17 protein-coding genes are annotated in these 19,007 nt (G+C 63.2%); 12 read left to right on the forward strand and 5 right to left on the reverse strand.

Annotation, left to right across the window (positions count from 1 at the left end; all coding sequences use genetic code 11):
- Positions 1 to 7: 7 nt before the first annotated feature.
- The 8 genes from TO66_RS08460 to TO66_RS08490 all read left to right on the forward strand — a co-directional run bounded on the left by TO66_RS08460 (position 8) and on the right by TO66_RS08490 (position 7,199).
- Positions 8 to 1,051, forward strand: a complete 1,044-nt coding sequence (locus TO66_RS08460; protein WP_044461910.1) for an inosamine-phosphate amidinotransferase — start codon at positions 8 to 10, stop codon at positions 1,049 to 1,051.
- Between the two features lie 14 nt (positions 1,052 to 1,065).
- Positions 1,066 to 1,692, forward strand: coding sequence for a LysE family translocator (locus TO66_RS08465; protein ID WP_044465974.1), 627 nt, complete (start codon positions 1,066 to 1,068; stop codon positions 1,690 to 1,692).
- 68 nt (positions 1,693 to 1,760) lie between these two features.
- The gene (locus tag TO66_RS08470; RefSeq protein WP_044461911.1) at positions 1,761 to 3,602 is read left to right on the forward strand and encodes a carbamoyltransferase; all 1,842 of its coding nucleotides are present in this window, start codon (positions 1,761 to 1,763) and stop codon (positions 3,600 to 3,602) included.
- Between the two features lie 34 nt (positions 3,603 to 3,636).
- Positions 3,637 to 3,780 (forward strand): hypothetical protein, encoded by a 144-nt coding sequence (locus TO66_RS33615; RefSeq protein WP_171820071.1) that lies wholly within the window; start codon positions 3,637 to 3,639, stop codon positions 3,778 to 3,780.
- A 27-nt stretch (positions 3,781 to 3,807) separates the two neighbouring features.
- Positions 3,808 to 5,130 carry an aspartate aminotransferase family protein gene (locus TO66_RS08475; protein ID WP_044461912.1) on the forward strand — a complete coding sequence of 441 codons (1,323 nt, stop codon included), beginning with the start codon at positions 3,808 to 3,810 and terminating at the stop codon, positions 5,128 to 5,130.
- Between the two features lie 61 nt (positions 5,131 to 5,191).
- Positions 5,192 to 5,794 (forward strand): formyltransferase family protein, encoded by a 603-nt coding sequence (locus TO66_RS08480; RefSeq protein WP_044461913.1) that lies wholly within the window; start codon positions 5,192 to 5,194, stop codon positions 5,792 to 5,794.
- 81 nt (positions 5,795 to 5,875) lie between these two features.
- Entirely contained in the window at positions 5,876 to 6,505 is a 630-nt protein-coding gene (locus TO66_RS08485) for a LysE family translocator (RefSeq protein ID WP_044461914.1), read from the forward strand.
- Between the two features lie 88 nt (positions 6,506 to 6,593).
- Positions 6,594 to 7,199: a LysE family translocator gene (locus TO66_RS08490; protein WP_044461915.1), complete on the forward strand. Its 606-nt coding sequence runs from the start codon at positions 6,594 to 6,596 to the stop codon at positions 7,197 to 7,199.
- Positions 7,200 to 7,263: 64 nt separating this feature from the next.
- On the opposite strand, the gene TO66_RS08495 is transcribed toward TO66_RS08490, so the two are convergent.
- The 3 genes from TO66_RS08495 to TO66_RS08505 form a co-directional block, all read right to left on the reverse strand.
- Positions 7,264 to 9,297 carry an FUSC family protein gene (locus tag TO66_RS08495; protein ID WP_044461916.1) on the reverse strand — a complete coding sequence of 678 codons (2,034 nt, stop codon included), beginning with the start codon at positions 9,295 to 9,297 and terminating at the stop codon, positions 7,264 to 7,266.
- 158 nt (positions 9,298 to 9,455) lie between these two features.
- Positions 9,456 to 10,244: a VacJ family lipoprotein gene (locus TO66_RS08500; protein ID WP_044461917.1), complete on the reverse strand. Its 789-nt coding sequence runs from the start codon at positions 10,242 to 10,244 to the stop codon at positions 9,456 to 9,458.
- Positions 10,237 to 11,535, reverse strand: coding sequence for a serine/threonine protein kinase (locus tag TO66_RS08505; RefSeq protein WP_044461918.1), 1,299 nt, complete (start codon positions 11,533 to 11,535; stop codon positions 10,237 to 10,239). Before TO66_RS08505 ends, TO66_RS08500 begins: the two co-directional genes overlap by 8 nt.
- Before the next feature lie 240 nt (positions 11,536 to 11,775).
- Here TO66_RS08505 and TO66_RS08510 point away from each other — a divergent pair, with 240 nt between their 5' ends.
- A complete protein-coding gene (locus TO66_RS08510; protein ID WP_044461919.1) occupies positions 11,776 to 12,147 on the forward strand; it encodes a hypothetical protein in 372 nt (123 codons plus the stop codon).
- A gap of 82 nt (positions 12,148 to 12,229) precedes the next feature.
- Here TO66_RS08510 and TO66_RS08515 read toward each other — a convergent pair whose 3' ends face one another.
- Positions 12,230 to 13,783: a beta-1,6-glucan synthase gene (locus TO66_RS08515; protein ID WP_044461920.1), complete on the reverse strand. Its 1,554-nt coding sequence runs from the start codon at positions 13,781 to 13,783 to the stop codon at positions 12,230 to 12,232.
- 339 nt (positions 13,784 to 14,122) lie between these two features.
- Here TO66_RS08515 and TO66_RS08520 point away from each other — a divergent pair, with 339 nt between their 5' ends.
- The 3 genes from TO66_RS08520 (at position 14,123) to TO66_RS08530 (ending at position 17,134) form a co-directional block, all read left to right on the forward strand.
- Positions 14,123 to 14,974: a glycine betaine ABC transporter substrate-binding protein gene (locus TO66_RS08520; RefSeq protein ID WP_044461921.1), complete on the forward strand. Its 852-nt coding sequence runs from the start codon at positions 14,123 to 14,125 to the stop codon at positions 14,972 to 14,974.
- A gap of 193 nt (positions 14,975 to 15,167) precedes the next feature.
- Positions 15,168 to 15,479, forward strand: coding sequence for a DUF485 domain-containing protein (locus TO66_RS08525; RefSeq protein WP_044461922.1), 312 nt, complete (start codon positions 15,168 to 15,170; stop codon positions 15,477 to 15,479).
- Positions 15,476 to 17,134, forward strand: coding sequence for a cation acetate symporter (locus TO66_RS08530; RefSeq protein WP_044461923.1), 1,659 nt, complete (start codon positions 15,476 to 15,478; stop codon positions 17,132 to 17,134). Before TO66_RS08525 ends, TO66_RS08530 begins: the two co-directional genes overlap by 4 nt.
- Before the next feature lie 278 nt (positions 17,135 to 17,412).
- Here TO66_RS08530 and gltA read toward each other — a convergent pair whose 3' ends face one another.
- Positions 17,413 to 18,702 (reverse strand): citrate synthase, encoded by a 1,290-nt coding sequence (gene gltA / locus TO66_RS08535; protein WP_044461924.1) that lies wholly within the window; start codon positions 18,700 to 18,702, stop codon positions 17,413 to 17,415.
- Between the last annotated feature and the right edge of the window lie 305 nt (positions 18,703 to 19,007).

Below are 19,007 nucleotides of genomic sequence, written 5' to 3' on the forward strand. Positions count from 1 at the left end.
AGTGTCAATGTCTCTGGTCAATGTGCACAACGAGTGGGACCCGCTGGAAGAAATGATCGTCGGCGTTGCGCAGGGCGCCCAGGTCCCTCGCGCGGACCGTGGGCTGTTCGCCCTGGATTACAGCGAGCAGCATGACTACATCGAAGACATTCCCTCCGGCCCGTACCCGCAACAGGTCATCGAAGAGGCCGGCGAGGACCTGGATGCCTTCGCCGCCTTCTTGCGCTCCCACGGGGTCAAGGTGCGGCGCCCGGACGTCACCGATCACCGTGCGGTATTCGGCACCAGTGCCTGGAAGACCGACGGCGAATACAACTACTGCCCGCGGGATGTGCTGTTGCCGATCGGCCAGACCATCATCGAGGCGCCGATGGCCCTGCGCAGTCGCTACCTGGAGCCGTTCGCCTATCGCCGGCACCTGGCCGAGTATTTTGCCAGCGGCTCCAACTGGATTTCCGCGCCCAAGCCGCAACTGCTGGACAGCACCTACCGGATCAATCCCAAGGAAGGCTCGATCATCGCCAACGAGGAGCCGATCTTCGATGCGGCCAACGTGATCCGGGTCGGCGAGGACATCCTCTACCTGGTCTCGCGCAGCGGCAACGAGCTGGGCTGCCAGTGGTTGCAGCGGGTGCTGGGCGAGCGCTACCGGGTGCACCCGGTGAGCGGCGTGTACGACGGCACCCACCTGGACACCACCATTACCGTGGTCCGGCCGGGGCTGGTGGTGCTGTGCCCCGAGCGGATCCGCAAGGACCAGGTGCCGGCGCTGTTCAAGAACTGGGACATCATCTGGGCGCCGGACATGGTCGATACCGGCTATTGCTGGTCCTACCCGCGCGCCTCGATCTGGCAGGGCATGAACTTCATCATGGTCAACCCGGGGCTGGCGGTGATCAACGACCAGCAGCTGCCGCTGATCCGCGCCCTGGAAAAACACGGAGTCGACGTGGCCCCCCTGAAAATGCGCCACGCCCGCAGCCTCAGTGGCGGTTTCCACTGCGTGTCGGTCGACATCCGTCGCCGCGGCACCCTTGAAGACTATCGGTGAGCGGGGACGCGGGCATGCAGAGTCTGGACTATTACGCCATCATCCTGTTCGCGATCTCCACCTGCGTGACGCCGGGGCCGAACAACGTGATGCTGATGTCCTCCGGGGTCAACTTCGGCATCAGCCGCACCCTGCGCCACGTCGCGGGCATCAACATCGGCTTCCCGCTGATGCTGATCGCGGTGGGGCTCGGTGCCGGCGCGGTATTCCATCGCTATCCCAGCCTGCACGACATCCTGCAAGTCATCGGCGCGCTGTACATGCTGTACCTGGCCTACCGGATCGCCACGGCGCCCACGGTCGACCTGAACGACCAGGGCGGGCGCCCACTGGGTTTCACCGGGGCGGCGCTGTTCCAGTGGGTCAACCCCAAGGCCTGGATCATGGCGGTGGGCGCGGTCCTGGCTTACACCACGCCGGTGGGTTCCTACAGTGCGCAGATCCTGCTGATCGCGCTGATCTTCTTTCTCTTCGGTTCGCCCTGCTCGATGGTCTGGGTGCTGTTCGGGCGGTACCTGCGGCGTTTTCTCAGCGAGCCGAACCGGCTGCGGCTGTTCAATATTTCAATGAGTGTGTTGTTGGTGGTGTCGTTGATTCCGGCATTGAAAAGCCTGCCGGTCTCAAGTTGGTTGCACGGATGACGGACTGTGCACAGACACAGGGAAATCTTTCCATGGATTGGCATGAAGCTATGAGGATGAGCGTTTAAATGGCTACTTACGTATTAGGGATTTCGGCGTTCTATCACGACAGCGCTGCGGCGCTGGTGAAGGACGGGGTGCCAGTGGCTGCGGCCCAGGAAGAGCGCTTTACACGGGTGCGGCACGACGCGGCCTTTCCCGCCAACGCCATCAAGTACTGCCTGGACGCCGAGGGGATCGGCCTCGACGAGCTGACCGCGGTGGTCTACTACGAAGACCCGCAGGAAAAGTTCTCGCGGATGATCTCGTCCTTTGCCAGCGGCGGCATCAGCGGCGCGCGCACCTTTATCAGCACCATGCCGGAGTGGATCCGCTGGAAGCTCAACGTGCTCAAGTTCATCGACGAAAAGCTCGAGGAACTGGGGCGCGGCACCGGGCCGCTCACGGTCGCTTCGCAGCATCACCGTTCCCACGCCGCGGCGGCGTTTTTCCCGTCGCCGTTCGAGCAGGCCGCGGTGTTGTGCATCGACGGCATCGGTGAATGGCATTCGACCACGATCTGGAAGGGCGACGGTTCCAAGCTCGACCTGATGAACTCGATTTCCTACCCGCACTCGGTCGGCCTGTTCTACTCGGCCTTCACCTACTACTGCGGTTTCAAGGTCGACTCCGGCGAGTACAAGCTGATGGGCCTGGCGCCCTATGGCCGGCCGATCTATGCCGACAAAATCCGCAAGGAACTGATCCATATCCGTGCGGACGGCTCCTTCACCCTGAACATGAAGTACTTCGAGTACCTGCGTGGCGAACGCATGGTCGGCGAAGCGTTCGAGGAGTTGTTCGGTGGCCCGGTGCGTAAGCCGGAAAGCCCGATCACCCAGCGCGAATGCGACCTGGCGGCCTCGGTGCAGCTGGTGACCGAGGAAGTGGTGCTGGGCCTGGCCACCGCGGCCGTGCGCCAGACCGGTTATCGCAACCTGTGCCTGGCCGGCGGCGTGGCACTCAACTGCGTGGCCAACGGTGTGCTCAGCCGTTCCGGACGTTTCGACTCGATCTGGATCCAGCCCGCGGCCGGCGACGCCGGTTGCGCCCTGGGCGCGGCCATGGACTATTCGGTCAAGCGCACCGGTCGTCCGCACCTGGGCAGCAAGAAGCTCGACGCCATGAGCGGCAGCCTCCTGGGGCCGGGCTTCGGCGATGAAGAGATCCAGGCGTTCCTCGACGCCAACCAGTACCCGTACCGGCGCTTCGAGAATAACGAGCTGTATGACGAAACCGCCCGGCACCTGGCCGACGGCGCCGTGGTCGGCTGGTTCCAGGGGCGCATGGAGTTCGGCCCGCGGGCCCTGGGCGCGCGCTCGATCCTCGGCGATCCGCGCAATCCCGAGATGCAGCGCACCATGAACCTGAAGATCAAGTACCGCGAATCCTTCCGGCCCTTTGCCCCGGCGGTGCTGGACGAGGACGCCCAGTCCTACTTCGACATCTGCGAGAAGAGCCCGTACATGCTGATGGTTTCGCAGGTCACCGACTCGATCAAGACCGACGAGTCGCGCAAGCCCGGCGGTCCCGAGCGCGGCCTGGGCAGCATCAACTCGATCCGCTCGCAGTTGCCGGCGATCACCCACGTCGACCTGTCGGCGCGGGTACAGACCGTGACCGAGGAAAACAACGCGCCGTTCACCCACCTGTTGCGCAGTTTCAAGAAACGCACCGGCTGCTCGGTGCTGGTCAATACCTCGTTCAACGTGCGGGGCGAACCGATCGTGTGCAAGCCGGAAGAGGCCTACGCCTGCTTCATGCGCACCGAGATGGATGTGCTGGTGCTGGGAAGCTTCATTCTCGAGCGCAAGACCCAGCCGGAGTTCGTCGAAGAGGTCGACTGGCGCAACGAGATTCCGCTGGACTGATCGCTCACTCACTTTTCATTCAGGAGATATGGCCATGCTCAGGTTGCTTTCGTTGCTGTTGTTCGCTGTGGTGTTGGTACCAATCGGTTGGGTGCGCCGGATTTTCAACTCGTCGCGCTTCAGCCAGCGTTTCCATCAAGGCTCGACGGCGTGGGACCACCCGGAAAACACCCGTTAGGCCGCTTAACTGCAAGGGCTCGGATCCATGTCAACGGTCATCTACAAGAACTTGAACGCCTCACCGATTCTCGCCGTCAATGGCTCCGGGGTCTGGCTTGAGGATGCCTCGGGCAAACGTTACCTCGACACTTGTGGCGGGGTTGCCGTTTCCAGCCTGGGACATGGACACCCACGGATCGCCGCGGCCATCGAGCAGCAGGCGAAAAAACTCAGCTGGGCCCATGCCGGCAGTTTCACCACCCAGGCCGCCGAGGAATTGGCGGACCTGCTGGTGGACGCCTCCGGCGGGCTGGCCAAGGCGCAGTTCCTTTCTGGCGGCTCCGAGGTCATGGAACTGGCGATGAAGATCGCCTACCAGTATCAATGCGAGCGCGGGTTGCCGGGCAAGTCGCTGTTCATCTCGCGTCAGCAGAGCTACCACGGCAGCACGCTGGGGACGCTGGCGATTTCCGGCAACCTCCAGCGGCGCGGGGTGTTCGAGCCCTTGCTGGGGCCCGCCGAGTTCGTCTCGCCCTGTTACGCCTATCGCCATCAGCGCGCCGACGAAAACGCCGAGCAGTACGGCGATCGCCTGGCGCTGGAGCTGGACGAAAGGATCAGGGCGCTGGGCAGCGAGAGGGTCGCGGCGTTTTTTGCCGAGACCGTGGTCGGCTCCACCAATGGCGCGGTACCGCCGGTGCCGGGCTATTTCCGCAAGATCAAGGCCGTGTGCGAACGCCACGATGTGCTGCTGATCCTCGATGAGGTGATGGCCGGCATGGGGCGTACCGGCCGGTTCTTCGCCTATGAGGATGACGGCATCGTGCCGGACATGGTCGCGGTCGGCAAAGGTCTGGCCGCCGGCTACCAGCCGATCTCGGCGTTGCTGGTCAGCCAGCAGGTGCATGAGGCCATGGCGGGCAACTCCGGGGTGCTGGGCAACGGCCAGACCCACGTCAACCACCCGCTGGCCTGCGCGGTCGCGCTGGAGGTCCAGCGGGTCATCCAGGAAGAGCATCTGCTGCAGGCCGTGCGCCTGCGCGGCGAGCAATTGCGCCATGGCCTGCGCGAGTGCCTGGCGCGCTTCGAGCATGTCGGCGACGTGCGCGGGCGTGGCCTGTTCGTCGGCGTGGAGTTCGTCCAGGACCGCGCTACTCGCGCGCCTTACCAGGGTGGCGGACGTTACGCCGCGCGGCTCAAGCAGCAGGCGCTGGAGCAGGGGTTGCTGATTTATCCCGGGTCGGGCACCGCCGATGGGGTCCAGGGCAACCATGTGCTGTTCGCGCCGCCGTTCATTGCCAGCGAGGCGGACATCGCCGAGATGGTCGAACGTTTCACGTCGGTGGTCGAGGCTTGCCAGCAGGGGTAGGGCAGAGGGTGGGCCCGGGGGCGTTTTGGAAATCTACCAACAGCCATTAATGGAAAAGACAATGCAGACCATCGAACCATGCAAGGACAAAGTTCTATTGTCGGTGTGCACCATGGACTGGTGCGATCACGGCGTCGAATTCGCCAAGACGGTTTTTTCCAACCTGGAGGTGTTCTGTTGGGATCCGGGCGACCCCTATCCCTATCACCTGGAAGACTGGGAGGGCGACTGGATCATTTCCTATCGCGGCGACTTCATCTTTCCGGAGAGCATCTATCGGCGGGCCCGCAAGGGCGCGATCAACCTGCACCCGGCCCCGCCCAAATACCGGGGCCTGGGTAGCCAGCATTACGCGATCTACTACCAGGACGAGACCTACGGTTCGACCTGCCATCACCTGGCGCCCTCGGTGGACAGCGGCGAGATCATCCATGTCGCGCGGTTCAACATCGCGCCGGCGGAAACCGCTTCTTCGTTGCGCCTGCATGTGGGGGCGTACTGCCTGCAGCAGTTCATCCACCTGCTGACCGACTACATCCTGCAAGGCCGTCCGCTGCCGGTTTCTCCGGAGCGCTGGGGCGAGCGGCTGTACAAGCAATCCGAACTCAAGCCCTGGATGGAAAGGATCCGGGCCGAAGAACCCGATCATCGCTGCTTCAAATAGCGAGGAAGGACGCCGGCCCGTCCGGGCCGGCTTCCCCGGTTGGTAAACCCTGCTCCCGCGACTTCTACAAGAGACCGTCAAATGTTTGATCTATCGAGCTTTGGTGCTGCTATGGCTGTGTACGTCATCGGAACCGCCAGCCCTGGCCCGGGTAACCTGGCGATCGCCAACACTTCGCTCAGCTATGGGCGTACCCCCGGGCTGGCGCTGGCGGCCGGGGTCATTTCCGGTTCGTTGTGCTGGGGCGCGATGACCGCCGCGGGGGTCTCGGCCTTGCTGATGTCCAATACCCAGGTGCTGGTCTGGCTGAAGATCCTCGGCGCCTGCTACCTGCTGTGGCTGGCGTACAAATCGATCCGCGGGGCCCTGAGCCCGAACGCGGTCGACCTCAAGCGCGCCAGGGCCAAGCAGGGCCGCACGCTGGGGTTCTACCTGCAAGGGCTGGGCATCCACCTGACCAACCCCAAGGCCGCCCTGACCTGGTTCACCGTGACCACCGTCGGCCTCAGCGCGACGGCGCCATCCTGGGCCAGCTTCGTGCTGGTGGGCAGCTGCGCGGTCGCCGGCTTCGTGATTTTCTGCGCCTATGCGCTGGCGTTTTCCGCACGCTCGGCGGAACCGTTTTTCGTCCGTACGCGCAAGGCATTCGGCCTGGTGTGCGGCGCGTTCTACTCGATGGTCGCCGCGGGCTTCATCGGGTCCTTGCTGTAAGCGTCGAGAGGCTCGCCCACGATGAATGCGGGGGTGAACACAATGAATCAGAGCTCTGTTCGGAGCATGTATTTCTCAGGATCAATGTATGCCGTTGTCGATCGACTTGTTGTTGGCTTTCGCTCTGTTCGCCTTTGTCACCTCGGTGACCCCCGGACCGAATAACGCCATGCTGCTGGCCTCGGGGGTGAACTTCGGGTTCCGGCGCACGGTGCCGCATATCCTGGGCATCAGTTCGGGGTTCCTGGTGCTGGTACTAGCCGTCGGCCTGGGCCTGGGGGCGGTGTTCGAGGCCTATCCGGTGCTGTACAAGGTGCTGCGCTATGTCGGTGCGGCCTATCTGTTGTACCTGGCCTGGAACATCGCGCGTTCCGGGCCGGTGTCCCAGGACATCGATGGCAAGGGGCGGCCGCTGGGGTTCTGGGGCGCCGCGGCGTTCCAGTGGGTCAACCCCAAGGCCTGGGTCATGGCGCTGGGGGCTATCAGCACCTACACGCCATTGCAGGGATACTTCTTCAACGTGGTGGTGATCGCCAGCCTGTTCGCCCTGATCAATGCACCGAGCGTCGGGGTCTGGGCCGGGTTCGGCAGCGTGTTGCGCAACGTCTTGCGCGATCCGCGCTGGTTGCGCCTGTTCAACTACGGCATGGCCTTGCTGCTGGTGATCTCGCTGTTCCCGCTGCTGCAAGCCTGACGGGCTCGCAGGGCGTTCTGCCGCCACCCGCCGGAGCCGGCGCGTGGCGGTTTTTTTTGCTCGTTCATTGCCCCTGCAACGAGGCTGCCGCGCGGGGCTCGTGGCGCGTCAGGCGGCACCATTTGTGCCAGGTGAATTGCAGTTGCAGCAGGGCCGCCCTGGCCATCTCCAGATCCTGCTCCGGCACATGCGGCGCCTGCTCCAGGGCCTTGAGCAGGGCGACCGTCGGCGCATCCAGTTGATGGTGGCGCTGGGGCGTCGGGCCGCCGGACTTGAGCAGCAGCGCGATGCTGTGCAGATAGCGTCCCAGTTCCATCCCCAGCACTGTATCCGCGGCGCCCAGGCTGGCGCGCAATTGCAGCAGTTCGTCGCCCAGGTCCAGCCCGAGCAGGCCGTTGTCCCAGTGCTGGCGGCGCTCCTGCGGCAGGCTTTGGCAATAGCGGGCCAGGCGGATCAGGCGGTCGGCCATGCGCCCGCCGAACCAGCTTTCGGCCTGTTCCAGCGGGCGTGAGGTCAGTTGCGCCAGGTCGAACAGCGAGGCGCGGAACATCCGCCGGTAATGGTGCTCGCCGGGGTTGAGGCTGACCAGGCGGAACACCAGCACCGCGATGCCGACGCCGACCAGGGTGGCGATGGCCTTGTTGAGGAAGTTGGCCAGGTCGTAGGTCATCAGGTTGCTGGGGCCGACGTTGTTCACGAAGAAGATGCAGAACGCCGATGCCAGCGGCGCCAGCTTCGGCCGGCTCATGCACAGCGAGGCGAAAAACAGCGGGATGCCCAGGCCGACGCACAGCAGCGGGAAGCCATCCCAGCCCGGCAGCAGGAACAGGCCGACGATGCCGGCGATCGGCACCGACAAGGCAATACCCTTGAGAAAATTGAGGCTGGAGGCGGAGGGGTTTTCCCGGCCGGCGAACAGGCTCAACACCACGCCACAGATCGACAATGCGCCCAGGCCCGAGGGCCAGGCCGAGAGAATCCAGAAGGCGGCCACGGCGAGAAACGCCAGGGCGCTGCGCAAGCCACCGAGAATGCCCTGCTCGATATCCCGGTGCCAGGACAGGGCGCCAGGCGCGCCCCGGGGCACCCGGGCCTGTTCCACGGCCTGCAACGCCCGCACGCTGCGTTCGAGCAGGACCGGCACCTGGGCCAGCTGCATCAGGCAGGCATGCGCGTCCTGCGGCAGGTCGTGATCCAGCAGGGCTTCTTCGAGGCGGGCGGCAAGCTGGGCGACCCGCTCCTGGCTACTGTGCTCCAGGGCGTCGGCCAGTTGCTCGATCAGCGGCATCACCCTGGCATTCGCCGCGCTGGCGAGCATCAGTCGCTGGCGAGCCACGCCGCGGGCGGCGCGCAGCAGGCGCAGCAAATCCCGGCTGAGCACGCGCAAGGCCTGGGAACGGCGGCGCCCCTGGGGGCCTTCGAACCACGCATGATCGCGCTGGGCATCGACCGCCACCAGCTTGCCCAGGGCTTCCAGCAAGCCTTTGCGCTGGTCCTGGCCGAGCAGTTCGGAAGCGGCGGCGCGCATGCCGGCCTGCCAGGCGAGCTTGCCCTGGGCGGCCAGGGCCTGTTCCACCCGACGTGGCCAGAGCACGGTGCTGGCGATGGCTGCGCAGATGATGCCCAGGCTGATTTCCGAGCAGCGCGCCACGGCCTGGTCGAAGACCTGCAGCGGATGGGCGGTGGAGGGCAGGGCGATGATGGCGGCGGTATAGCCGGCCAGCACGAAGCCGTAGGAGGCATGATTGCGCAGCAACGAGGCCCCGGTAGTGCAGAAGGCCAGCCACAGCGCCATCGCCAGCAGGAACAATAGCGGCGCCTGGCCGAACAAGGCGATCAACCCGATCGAGGCCACGGCCCCGGTAAAGGTGCCGAGCAGGCGGTAGGCGCCCTTGGCCAGGACCATGCCGCTGCTGGGCTGGCTGACGATGAAAACGGTGGTCAGTGCCCATTGCGGCTGTTCGAGGTCGAAGCGAAACGCCAGGTACAAGGCGATGCCGCCAGCGATCATGTTGCGCAGGGCGAACAGCAGGTCGTTGCGGCTGGGAGCCAGCACGGCCAACCAGAAATCGGGGATGCGCAGGGTGGGGATTTTCATTCGCAAGGCACATAGATAGCTAGCTAATGATTAGCATCGTATCTAGTTGCCCGGAAAATTCCAATTAGGATTTTTCTGCTTTCGGCCGGTGCGAAGCAGGGGGGGTGGCAGCGTGGGGAAGGCAAGGGGCCCGCCCGAGCGGGCGGGCCCTGGAGGGGTCACTCGGCGATTTGCAGCTTGCGGGCTTCGGTGTAGACGTAGCGGACTTTCTCGTACTCGAACGGCGAGTTCATCTCGCCGTAGCGGAAGTTGGTCTGGTAGCGCTTGTCGACACTGCGCAGGACCCAGACTTCCGGATGGTTCGAGCTGACCTCGGAAACGTTGAGGAAGTTGATCGCCGACTCGGCGGTGTAGTCCACCGCGAGCCCGGCGGTGTCGCGCAGGTTCGACGGCCCGAGGATCGGCAGGACGAAGTAGGCACCGCCCGGCACGCCGTAGAAGCCCAGGGTCTGGCCGAAGTCTTCGCTCTGGCGTGGCAGGCCCATGCTGGTGGCCGGGTCCCAGAGACCGCCGATGCCCAGGGTGGTGTTGATCAGCAGGCGGCCGGTGGTGTTCAACGAGCGCTGGCCCTTGAACTGCAACAGGCTGTTGACCAGGTTGGACACGTCGCCCAGGTTGTTGAAGAAGTTGCTCACGCCGGTGCGCAGGAAGCTCGGGGTGATGTAGCGGTAACCGTCGACCACCGGCAGGAATACCCACTGATCGAAGCGGTAGTTGAAGTGGTACACCCGCCGGTTCCACGATTCCAGTGGGTCGTAGACGTTCAGCGCATTCAGGGTCGAACGCTCGAACTCGCGTTGGTCCAGGCCCGGGTTGAACTTGAGTTGCTTGAGCGGCTCGGTGAAGCCGTCCGGGCCTGCGGCCACGGGGCTGGCGGTCTTGCCGTCGTCGGCTTGGGCCTGGCTGGCGCAGAGCAGGGCAGCGATAAGCAGGAGATGTTTAGCCACGGAAGAACTCCAGCATGGCGTCGCTGTTGACGCGGTAGTTGAGGTTGCCGCAATGGCCGCCATGGGGATAGACCGTCAGCCGGTCACCGAAGGTCTTGCGCAGGAAACCCAGGTCGCCCGGGCCGAGGATCACGTCGTCGGCGTTGTGCATCACGGCGATTTTCGGGCTGGCTTGCAGGTAGTCCTTGAGCGCGTACAGGCTGACCTGGTCGATCAGTTGCAGCACGCTGCCGCCATCGGTGCGGGCGCGCCACATCGGTATCACCTGTTCGGTGAGGTAGCAGTCGAAGTCGCATTGCAGGGCACGCTTGAGGAATGGCGTGAGGCTGGTGCCTTCGCTGATCGGGTACTTGGGCGGGGTGATCAGGCCACGGCGGTTGATCAGGTCCGAGGTGAAGGCGATGTCGGCGGCGGAGAAGCGGAACGAGGTGCCGATCAGCATGGCCATCTGCTCGTTGCTCAGGTGTTCCTTGGACTGCTGGAAGTCGTAGAGCAGGGCGTCGTTGAGGTCGATGTAGCCTTTCTGCTGGAAGTAGCGGGTCAGCTTGTTCAGCACCAGTTCATAGAAGGTGGTGCTGTTATTGATGCCCTTGACCTCGGTCTGCACCAGCTTGTCGAGGTTGCTGATGGAAGTATAGAGGTTGACCGGCGGGTTGAGCAACAGGACTTTCTTGAAGTTGAAGCTGCGCCGGGTCTCGTCCAGCTTGCTGACGAAGGCCGCGTCCAGGGCGCCGAGGCTGTAGCCGGTGAGGTAGAAGTCGGTGACCGGCAGTTTCGGGTTCTGCGCGCGTACCGCCTGCATCACGCGGTACATGTCTTCGGCGTCTTCCTTGGTCACGCCGGGGGTGGCGAACCGCGAGGCGGCGCTGATGAAGTCGAAGCTGGTCGGCGAGGACAGCTGCACCACATGGTAGCCGGCCTGGTAATACAGCTTCTTCAGGTATTCGTTGAGGCTGCTGTCGTACCGCGCGCCAGTGCCGGCGATCAGGAAGATCAGGGGCGCGGCATGGTCTTGTTCGGCGATGCGGTAGGTGAGTTTCTTCACCGCCCAGAAATTGTCCGGCAGGGTGAATTCGCGTTCGGGGCGCAGGGTCAGGCTGCGGTCCGACTGCTTGATGTCGTCGTCGCTCGGCAGTTTCGGGCGCAGATCCGGCGGAGTGGTGGCAATGGTCGCTTCGAACGGATTGGTCAGGGGATAGCCATAGCGGGTGGCGTCGATGTCGACCGCCAGTGCGGACGCACTCGAGATAAGGCCGCCTAACAAGGCAGCGAAGCGCAAGGAACGGAGCATGACTAAATCCCTTAGAGGAAGGTGCCGAGTGAAGTTCGCTGGCTATGACCACCGGGGTGCAGCCGAAGTGCCATGATGCGCATGAAAAACGCTCGGGGCGAGATAACGGCGGATCGGTGGCAACAGTCGCCAAACGATACACTTTGCCACTGCTGGCTGAACAGATATCTGTGTAACAGGCTTGCTTACCGGCCTTGGACGATTATGCTGGGCGCCGTTTCTGGTTTATCGGAGTGCTTCATGTCCCGTCGTCTTCCCGTGATTCTGCTGCTCGTTGTCCTGCCGCTGTGGCTGGCCGCCAGTTATGGCGTGCGCTACGGCTTCATGGAGGATGCGCGCTGGGTCGGCATCTGTGTCGACGAGGCCAGTCGTTGGGAATGCCAGGCGCGTTCCAGCCTGGGGCTGCTGATCCACTTCAAGGTCATGGGCTGGGCGGCGCTGGTCGCGGCGTTGATCGCCTTCGTGGTGCCGGGGCGCGCGGGGTGGGGGCTGGCGGTGCTGGCGCTGTTGTTCGGCTTTCCGGCGCTGGCGCTCTACAACACCAGCCTGGCGGTATTTGCCATCGTCATCGGCGCCCTGCGGCTGGTACGGGCGCCTCGCCCTGTTCCGTAGGAGCGAGGCTTGCCCGCGATAGCTGCGCCGCGGACCGCGTCGTCTTTCATCGCGAGCAAGCTTCGCTCCTACGGTATCTCGGTCAGGCCTTGCGCGCCCGCAGGCTACGCCAGAGGGCGGCGACCATCAGCAGGCTGACCAGGGCCCAGCCCCAGGCCTGCTGGTTTTCCAGGCCTTCGCGGTAAAGCTGCGGGGCGATGCCGGCGCCGACGATAAAGGTCAGCAGGGCAATTTCCCGCCGTGGCACCCGCACCGGGCGGCACAGGTAGACCAGGGCCGGCAGGACCAGTGCCGCGCTGGGGAAGCTGCGATAGCGCGGGTCGAACACCAGTTCCAGCATCATCACCGCGGCGGCGAAACCGGCGGCGGTGAGCAGCCATCCGGCGCGTTTTTCCAGGGCATCGAACAGGCGTTCGCGCCAGCCGCTCCTGGCACCCAGGCCCAGCGCAGCGTGCGCCAGCACCAACAGGTTCAAGGCCAGCAGCAGGCCGGCCCAGAGCCATTCCCCGGCAAAGCGGCTGGTGACCCGCGCCAGTTCGCCCCAGGCGCCGATGGAGCAGGCGGCCAAGGCGCCAAGCAACGGCAGGAGCAAGGCGGCGCGAGCCTCGCGGGTCCGTCCGCCAAGGATCAGGGTGGCGAGGAAAATCACCCCGCCGACGCCCAGCCACAGGGGCCAGTAAGGCAGGTTCGACACCGGCCCGGCGAGGACGCCCTTGTCCTGGCGATCGGCGTCGAACAGCCCCCAGTAACCGCCGACCGCGCCTTCGCTCGCCCGCTTCCAGGGCTGGTCGAAGGCTTCGATCAGGTTGTAATGCCAGCCGTTCTGTTCGGCCATGACCACAAAACCGCGGATGAACTTGGCCTCGTTGACCCGGCTCGGCAGGGCGGTTTCGCGCTGGCGGCCCTCGCTGGGCCAGCCGGTTTCGCCGATCAGCACATCCTTGGGCGCGAATTTGTTGCCGAACACCTGGCGGACCTGGGCCACATGGTTCAGTGCAGCATCGATGTTGGACGGATCGTCTTCCCAGTAGGGCAGCAGGTGAATGGTCAGAAAGTCCACGGCTGGCGCGATTTCCGGATGCTTGAGCCAGAACTCCCAGACGTCCGCGTAGGTGACCGGCTGCTTGACGTTCGCCTTGACCTTGTTGATCAGCCTGGCCAGTTGCGGGCCGGTGACTTCCTTGCGCAGCAGGGCCTCGTTGCCGACGATCACCGAACTGACCACATCCGGGTTGGCGTTGGCCGAGGCGATCAGCAGGTCGACTTCTTTCTCGGTGTCCACCGGATTGCTGTTGACCCAGGCGCCGATCATCAGCTTCAGGCCGTGCTTGCGCGCCAGGTCCGGCAGGGCTTCCAGGCCGGTCATCGAGTAGGTGCGGATGCATGTAAAGCGTGTCGCCAGCAGCGCCAGGTCGGCGTCCATGCGCTCCGGGCGCAGTTTGAACGGCTGGTCGAAGGGCGACTGGTCCTTGTCGAACGGGGTGTAGGACGCGCATTGCAGCTTGTGGCTGGCGCTGGCGACATCCGGCAGCACCACAGGCTGGCCAAGGCCATACCAGAAACCACAGAGCGCAAAGAGCCCCAGCAGGCAGGCGAAGAGGTAGGGCAGGAACGGGAAGCGGGCAATCGAGGGCATGGTCGGGCCGTCAGGGAATGAAGCCCGGCATCTTACCCGGATTTGCCGCGACCCAGGGGGCTGCACGATTTGCCATGCAAGGTTCGGGCGGGTTTGGGCGACTGTTTTTGCCGGGTCCTGATTACTGGCTAACTGATGTCGTTGCTGAATGTCTTGAGGTCGCAGTCAGAGCAGGTCGCCTTTGGCGTCGGGTTGATGATCGAAGCGTCAGGGCTCTCATGGAGCAATCGCGCTGATGTACGAGCAAGTTGGTGGGGCGTGATGAGGGCGCTGTGCACCATAACAACAGGTTGACGCGGCTCGGCACTCGTCGGGCGCAGTACTTTCGGGGAAGTAACGATGAAGATGCGACGACTCTTAGGCGCAGGTGCCGCTCTGGTACTTGCGATCAGTTCCACCCTGGCCAGCGCCGACAGCAAGACCCTGAGCATCGGCTATGTCGACGGTTGGTCGGACAGCGTGGCGACCACCTACGTGGCCTCCGAAGTGATCAAGCAGAAACTCGGTTATGACGTGAAACTGCAGGCGGTAGCGACCGGCATCATGTGGCAGGGCGTGGCCACCGGCAAGCTGGACGCGATGCTTTCGGCCTGGCTGCCTGTGACCCACGGCGAATATTGGGCCAAGAACAAGGACAAGGTGGTCGACTACGGTCCCAACTTCAAGGACGCGAAAATCGGCCTGATCGTGCCGGAGTACGTCAAGGCCAAGAGCATTGCCGACCTGAAGGACGACACCAGCTTCAAGAACAAGATCGTCGGCATCGACGCCGGTTCGGGCGTGATGCTCAAGACCGACCAGGCGATCAAGGACTACGGCCTGGACTACAAACTGCAAGCCAGTTCGGGCGCGGCGATGATTGCCGAGCTGACGCGTGCCGAAGAGAAGAACGAGTCCATCGCAGTGACCGGCTGGGTGCCGCACTGGATGTTCGCCAAGTGGAAGCTGCGCTTCCTGGAAGACCCGAAAGGCGTGTATGGCGCCGCTGAAACGGTCAACAGCATCGGCAGCAAGGGGCTGGAGAAGAAGGCGCCTGAAGTCGCGGCCTTCCTGAAGAAATTCCAGTGGGCCTCCAAGGATGAAATCGGCGAGGTGATGCTGGCGATTCAAGAGGGCGCCAAGCCGGACGCGGCGGCCAAGGATTGGGTGGCCAAACACCCTGAGCGTGTCGCCGAGTGGACCGCAAAATAATCCTCGAAGTGTCTAGATAGCAGGTCCTGAGACCGCCGTGGGTTCGCCCCCGGCGGTCTTTTGTTTGGCAGGGCGCAAAGGGGCGCGCCAGGGGGGGATGTCGTTCTAATACTAAGGTCGTCTGGAACCTGTTCCAGAGCTGCATAGAGTGGCCTAGGTTCCACCTAAAATCTGTGCTGCGAGGATAAAAACAATGAACGACAGCATTTACCTCTCGATTCAAAACAGCTCGCGTTTCAAGGAGCTGGTCAGCAAGCGGGAACGATTCGCCTGGATACTTTCGGCAATCATGCTCGGGCTTTACGCGGGCTTCATCCTGCTGATCGCCTATGGCCCTCATGTACTGGGCGCGAAGCTCAGCCCTGAATCATCGATCACCTGGGGCATTCCCATCGGCGTCGGGTTGATTGTCGCGGCCTTTGTCCTGACCGGAATCTATGTACGACGCGCCAACGGCGAGTTCGACGACCTGAACAATGCGATTCTCAAGGAGGCTCAGCAATGATCCGGCGTCTATCGGCTTTTCTTGGCGTCGCGGCCTTCGCCCCCAGCCTCTGGGCGGCTGACGCCCTGACCGGCGAAGTGCACAAGCAACCCCTCAATGTTTCCGCAATCATCATGTTCGTGCTGTTTGTCGGCGCGACCCTGTGCATCACCTACTGGGCGTCCAAGCGCAACAAGTCGGCGGCCGACTACTATGCCGCGGGCGGCAAGATCACTGGCTTCCAGAATGGCCTGGCGATCGCCGGTGACTACATGTCGGCAGCCTCCTTCCTGGGGATTTCCGCCCTGGTATTCACCTCCGGCTACGACGGCCTGATCTACTCGATCGGCTTTCTGGTGGGCTGGCCGATCATCCTGTTCCTGATCGCCGAGCGCCTGCGCAACCTGGGCAAATACACCTTCGCCGACGTGGCGTCCTACCGTCTCGGGCAGACCCAGATCCGTACGCTGTCGGCCTGTGGCTCGCTGGTGGTGGTGGCGTTCTACCTGATCGCGCAGATGGTCGGTGCCGGCAAGCTGATCCAGCTGCTGTTCGGCCTCGACTACCATGTGGCGGTGATCCTGGTCGGGATCCTGATGGTGCTGTACGTGCTGTTCGGCGGCATGCTGGCCACCACCTGGGTGCAGATCATCAAGGCGGTCCTGTTGCTGTCCGGCGCTTCCTTCATGGCGCTGATGGTGATGAAGCACGTCAACTTCGACTTCAACATGCTGTTCTCCGAGGCCGTCAAGGTTCACCCCAAGGGTGAAGCGATCATGAGCCCGGGCGGCCTGGTGAAGGATCCGATCTCGGCGTTCTCCCTCGGCCTGGCGCTGATGTTCGGTACCGCGGGCCTGCCGCACATCCTGATGCGCTTCTTCACCGTGAGCGACGCCAAGGAAGCGCGCAAGAGCGTGCTGTACGCCACTGGCTTCATCGGCTACTTCTACATCCTGACCTTCATCATCGGTTTCGGCGCGATCCTGCTGGTCAGCACCAACCCGGCGTTCAAGGACGCGGCTGGCGCGCTGCTGGGCGGCAATAACATGGCGGCGGTGCACCTGGCCAATGCCGTGGGCGGCAGTGTGTTCCTGGGCTTCATCTCGGCGGTGGCCTTCGCCACTATCCTGGCGGTGGTGGCGGGCCTGACCCTGGCGGGTGCGTCGGCGGTGTCCCACGACCTGTATGCCAGCGTGATCAAGAAGGGCAAGGCCAACGAGAAGGATGAAATCCGCGTCTCGAAGATCACCACCGTATGCCTGGGCGTACTGGCGATCGCCCTGGGGATCCTGTTCGAGAGCCAGAACATCGCCTTCATGGTCGGCCTGGCGTTCTCCATTGCGGCGAGCTGCAACTTCCCGGTGCTGCTGCTTTCCATGTACTGGAAGAAGCTCACCACCCGTGGCGCCATGATCGGCGGCTGGCTGGGACTGGTCAGTGCCGTTGGCCTGATGATCCTCGGCCCGACCATCTGGGTGCAGATCATGGGGCATGAAAAGGCCATCTTCCCGTACGAGTACCCGGCGCTGTTCTCGATGATCATTGCCTTCATCGGGATCTGGTTCTTCTCCATCACCGACAAGTCCACGGCGGCGGACAATGAGCGGGCGCTGTTCTTCCCGCAGTTCGTGCGCTCGCAGACCGGCCTGGGAGCCAGTGGGGCGGTGTCGCACTAAGCGAGACGGATGTATCGGCTTCTATATATAGAAGCTGCGTAATGGCGAAATGCCCTGGTCGAGAGGCCGGGGCATTTTTTTGCCTGCGCGGATTGATTGTGCAGGAGCCGGCTGGTCGGCGACGGCGTGCCCGAGACTGATGTTGGGGACTGTAGAGGGTTCGCCGGTAAGCCGGCTCCTACAGGCGGGGAGAGGGTAGGCAGGGGAGGGCGGAAACAAATACGACCTCTGTTAGAGGCCGTATCCGGTGCAGCTAAGACGTGTGCGCAGGGCAGGTCTTACTTGCGGTCTTCCAGCTTGGTGATGTCGCGCGACTCGTAGCCGGTGTACAGCTGGCGAGGACGGCCGATCTTGTAAGGGCTGGAGAGCATTTCTTTCCAGTGCGAAATCCAGCCGACGGTACGTGCCAGGGCGAAGATCACAGTGAACATGCTGGTTGGGATGCCGATGGCCTTGAGGATGATCCCCGAGTAGAAGTCGACGTTCGGGTACAGCGAGCGCTCGATGAAGTACGGATCGGTCAGGGCGATCTCTTCCAGGCGCATGGCCAGTTCGAGTTGCGGATCGTTGGTGATGCCCAGTTCCTTGAGCACTTCGTCGCAGGTCTGCTTCATGACGGTGGCGCGTGGGTCGCGGTTCTTGTAGACGCGGTGACCGAAGCCCATCAGCTTGAACGGGTCGTTCTTGTCCTTGGCCTTGGCGATGAACTTGTCGATGTTCGAGACATCGCCAATTTCGTCGAGCATGGTCAGTACCGCTTCGTTGGCGCCGCCGTGGGCTGGGCCCCAGAGTGCCGCGATGCCGGCAGCGATACAGGCGAACGGGTTGGCACCCGAGGAGCCTGCCAGGCGGACGGTGGAAGTCGAGGCGTTCTGCTCGTGGTCGGCATGGAGGATGAAGATCCGGTCCATCGCCTTGGCCAGCACCGGGCTGATCGGTTTGATCTCGCACGGGGTGTTGAACATCATGTGCAGGAAGTTTTCCGCATACGACAGGTCGTTGCGCGGGTACATCATGGGTTGGCCCATGGAGTACTTGTAAACCATCGCGGCCAGGGTCGGCATCTTGGCAACCAGGCGGATCGCGGAGATTTCGCGATGCTGCGGGTTATTGATGTCCAGGGAGTCGTGGTAGAAGGCCGAGAGGGCACCGACTACGCCGCACATTACGGCCATCGGGTGTGCGTCGCGACGGAAGCCGTTGAAGAAGGTCTTCAACTGCTCGTGAACCATGGTGTGGTTCTTCACGTTGCTGACGAACTGGGCCTTCTGTTCCGCTGTCGGCAATTCGCCGTTGAGCAGCAGGTAGCAGGTTTCCAGGTAGTCCGACTTTTCAGCCAGCTGTTCGATCGGGTAGCCACGGTGCAGCAGGATGCCGTTGTCGCCGTCGATATAGGTGATTTTCGACTCGCAGGAGGCAGTCGACATGAAGCCGGGGTCAAAGGTGAAGCGGCCCGTGGCCGTCAGGCTCCGAACATCGATAACATCGGGACCAACGGTGCCGGTTAAAATGGGCAGCTCGACGGGGGCTGCGCCCTCGATGATCAACTGCGCTTTTTTGTCAGCCATGTGGCCTCCTATTTATGCTTGAAATCATCAGACAGACCCCCCACGCAGGGCCCGCACCACTATAGTGAGATAAATCCGAATGTCAATTTGCCTAAAGTCTTGCCCTAGAAGGCTTTAAGCGGACTTTTTCCTCGAAATTCCCTGCCATTTACGCCTTTTATTCGCTTGACGCAATGAGCTATTAGGGGAAGGGGATTGCGTTGTCATTAGTAGCCTAACTGTCTATACTCGGCCACCGACCGCCATGGGCTTTCGGGCCCGGTTTGATGGGGGTCGTCACTCCCTGGGTGGTGGGTACCTGACCA

The sequence above is a fragment of the Pseudomonas sp. MRSN 12121 genome (assembly GCF_000931465.1).
In the GTDB taxonomy this organism is placed as follows: domain Bacteria; phylum Pseudomonadota; class Gammaproteobacteria; order Pseudomonadales; family Pseudomonadaceae; genus Aquipseudomonas.

Coding starts and splice junctions, on each gene's coding strand:
- TO66_RS08460 (WP_044461910.1), top strand. CDS start 8: ATGTCTCTGGTCAATGTGCACAACGAGTGGGACCCGCTGGAAGAAATG.
- TO66_RS08465 (WP_044465974.1), top strand. CDS start 1,066: ATGCAGAGTCTGGACTATTACGCCATCATCCTGTTCGCGATCTCCACC.
- TO66_RS08470 (WP_044461911.1), top strand. CDS start 1,761: ATGGCTACTTACGTATTAGGGATTTCGGCGTTCTATCACGACAGCGCT.
- TO66_RS33615 (WP_171820071.1), top strand. CDS start 3,637: ATGCTCAGGTTGCTTTCGTTGCTGTTGTTCGCTGTGGTGTTGGTACCA.
- TO66_RS08475 (WP_044461912.1), top strand. CDS start 3,808: ATGTCAACGGTCATCTACAAGAACTTGAACGCCTCACCGATTCTCGCC.
- TO66_RS08480 (WP_044461913.1), top strand. CDS start 5,192: ATGCAGACCATCGAACCATGCAAGGACAAAGTTCTATTGTCGGTGTGC.
- TO66_RS08485 (WP_044461914.1), top strand. CDS start 5,876: ATGTTTGATCTATCGAGCTTTGGTGCTGCTATGGCTGTGTACGTCATC.
- TO66_RS08490 (WP_044461915.1), top strand. CDS start 6,594: ATGCCGTTGTCGATCGACTTGTTGTTGGCTTTCGCTCTGTTCGCCTTT.
- TO66_RS08495 (WP_044461916.1), bottom strand. CDS start 9,297: ATGAAAATCCCCACCCTGCGCATCCCCGATTTCTGGTTGGCCGTGCTG.
- TO66_RS08505 (WP_044461918.1), bottom strand. CDS start 11,535: ATGCTCCGTTCCTTGCGCTTCGCTGCCTTGTTAGGCGGCCTTATCTCG.
- TO66_RS08510 (WP_044461919.1), top strand. CDS start 11,776: ATGTCCCGTCGTCTTCCCGTGATTCTGCTGCTCGTTGTCCTGCCGCTG.
- TO66_RS08515 (WP_044461920.1), bottom strand. CDS start 13,783: ATGCCCTCGATTGCCCGCTTCCCGTTCCTGCCCTACCTCTTCGCCTGC.
- TO66_RS08520 (WP_044461921.1), top strand. CDS start 14,123: ATGAAGATGCGACGACTCTTAGGCGCAGGTGCCGCTCTGGTACTTGCG.
- TO66_RS08525 (WP_044461922.1), top strand. CDS start 15,168: ATGAACGACAGCATTTACCTCTCGATTCAAAACAGCTCGCGTTTCAAG.
- TO66_RS08530 (WP_044461923.1), top strand. CDS start 15,476: ATGATCCGGCGTCTATCGGCTTTTCTTGGCGTCGCGGCCTTCGCCCCC.
- gltA (WP_044461924.1), bottom strand. CDS start 18,702: ATGGCTGACAAAAAAGCGCAGTTGATCATCGAGGGCGCAGCCCCCGTC.